Origin of the sequence: Deinococcus marmoris DSM 12784 (assembly GCF_000701405.1) — a bacterium.
GTDB lineage: Bacteria > Deinococcota > Deinococci > Deinococcales > Deinococcaceae > Deinococcus > Deinococcus marmoris.
The window spans coordinates 1-2,021 of the sequence record NZ_JNIV01000219.1 but is presented as its reverse complement, the minus strand read 5'-3'; the positions used below and the strand labels follow the sequence as shown (position 1 = coordinate 2,021).

The window sequence follows — 2,021 nt, the reverse complement described above, 5'->3', positions numbered from 1 at the left end:
CCGTCCGTATCCGTCGCTATGTGGCGCTTGCGGCCCTTGACCTTTTTGTTGCCGTCCCAGCCGCGATCCCCTTTTTTTGCGTCGTCTTGACGCTCGGTAGTTTGCTGGAACTATGACCGACAGGGGTTGAAATGGGAGCGTCCGGGGCCTATCCCCAGACGTGTTTCATTCTCTCCCAATCGACAGCTTCGTTTGTCAAACCACTCATTGTCCAGACTTCCAGCAGTCAGGCCGCCAGAACGTCAAGTTCCGCAAGTTCTACGGTCCTCAGAAACGTCGTCTCCTCAGGTGCCGCACGTGCGACACCGAGTTCAGCGAAACCAGGGGGACGCCCTACTGGGGAAGCAAACTGGCCCCAGCGCAGATTGACAACATCATTGATCACCTCACCCACGGCACCTGCTTCTCCAGTACCGCCGCACTCACTGACTGCCACCGCACGACGGCGGCGCAATTCACGCGACTTGCTGGCGTTCACCTTCAGCGCTTCCATGACCTGCATAGCTTTGTCGGTGAGAAGGTCGAACAAGCCTGGGATTTCACCGTCGTTAATCCCAGAAGCAAGTTCGTCATCAAAGGCCAGGTCGGGGCCAGAACGGCGGATTTGACGGGGGTGCTGCTGTCTGAGGCAAGAGACAGGCTGGCTGACCCACAGAATCTGGTGCTCTTCACGGATGGATATTTGCCGTACCAGAGCCTGTTTCCCGAACTCTTCGGTAGCGCATGGCAACCACCCAGGCAAGGAAAGCGTGGACGCTTTCCCCGACGGACTTACCGCATCTCACGCCGCACCGCGCACGTCCGAATCATCAAGGAATACAGCGGAAAGCGGGGGCTGACATGGCCCTGAATGACCAGGGGGATGATGTCTGAATGATCCTGCTGAGAAAGGCGTACCGAGGTCACTACATTGAGATCCGTCCGGTCGCCACCGGGGCTGAACAGGGCACGGTTGGGGAGGCGAGTATCTGGATCGACGGTGAACCGATGGCTCTCGCGTTTCCGTGTCGTCACTCCGACATGCTCCCATCCCTGTTGAAGGTCGCGACAGACACCATTGACCGTGACGTCTCCATGCGCGCCTGAGTTCGGATTGCTCACGCCAGATTGCAACTCGTCCCGGTGATGGCCCTTCGCACAAGTGCTGGACTCAAGAACAGCCGCTGGGATCTCCCCAAAGATGTGGGGCGCTGGATCCCCATCCATGAAGACAAAGCTCCGGAAGTCCAGTGGAAGGTGTGAAGTAGATCAGTGTGAAGCACTGCGCCGCAGCGAACGCGCCGTGCAACTGCACCAGCCGGAGCGGGTAGACCTGTCACAACGCTGGAGCCTGTGAACTGGCCGATTTATGCACAGAGCCATTATCCTGGGCCGCCTGGCGGTGCAGCCAGTGATCGGTATGGGAAGAGATTCGCTGCTGCACCCACGCAGCCGGTCTGATCTTCAGCGCGAGGCCAGCCCCCATATCACCTGACGCTCAGTAGCTGACAACTTCGTTTTTGACCGTCTCAGACGGCGGGAAGTCCACCTTCCGATCTGTCCCTCGACAGAAACGAGAAATGGCGGTGTTTTGAGGTGTGAAGCCACCAAAACCCGCCGCCTCACAGGCCCCCGAACTCACCGCCCATTTCAAAGCCTGCGTGCCTTCGCTGCGTATCGACACGCATCAGCGTGCCGTCGATGTCGTTCTGGCCATGATCATGGCGCAGAGCGTCAACCACCGCGATCTCGGTCCGCATTTACCCGGGACCAGTTCCCCTGAAGCCAAGAAGCGGCGCGTGGAACGCGCCATCCACGATGAACAGCTCACCGCACAGGTGTTTCTGGCCCTGCTCCTGGTTCACCTTCCCCCGGGCAAGATCCTGATGAGTGTGGACCGCACCACCTGGGAACACGGGGACGCTCCCCTCAACCTCCTGGTCCTGGGTGCGGTAGTCCATGGCTTTACGATTCCGCTCGTGTGGGTGGCCCTGGATCATACGGGCAACAGCAACACCCGGGCGCGCATGTGGCTGGTGTTG

2 protein-coding genes and 2 pseudogenes are annotated in these 2,021 nt (G+C 59.5%); 3 read left to right on the top strand and 1 reads right to left on the bottom strand.

The window, feature by feature from the left end; all coding sequences use genetic code 11:
* A pseudogene (locus Q319_RS29250) lies at positions 1-94 on the bottom strand (IS5/IS1182 family transposase); the annotation flags it as partial.
* A 66-nt stretch (positions 95-160) separates the two neighbouring features.
* On the opposite strand from Q319_RS29250, the gene Q319_RS28515 reads away from it, so the two are divergent.
* The 3 genes and pseudogenes from Q319_RS28515 to Q319_RS0123315 form a co-directional block, all read left to right on the top strand.
* The gene (locus Q319_RS28515; RefSeq protein WP_029484768.1) at positions 161-850 is read left to right on the top strand and encodes an IS1 transposase; all 690 of its coding nucleotides are present in this window, start codon (positions 161-163) and stop codon (positions 848-850) included.
* A gap of 498 nt (positions 851-1,348) precedes the next feature.
* On the top strand, positions 1,349-1,474 hold the full coding sequence (locus tag Q319_RS29015; RefSeq protein WP_281173858.1) for a hypothetical protein: 126 nt from the start codon (positions 1,349-1,351) through the stop codon (positions 1,472-1,474).
* 220 nt (positions 1,475-1,694) lie between these two features.
* A pseudogene (locus Q319_RS0123315) lies at positions 1,695-2,021 on the top strand (IS4 family transposase); the annotation flags it as partial.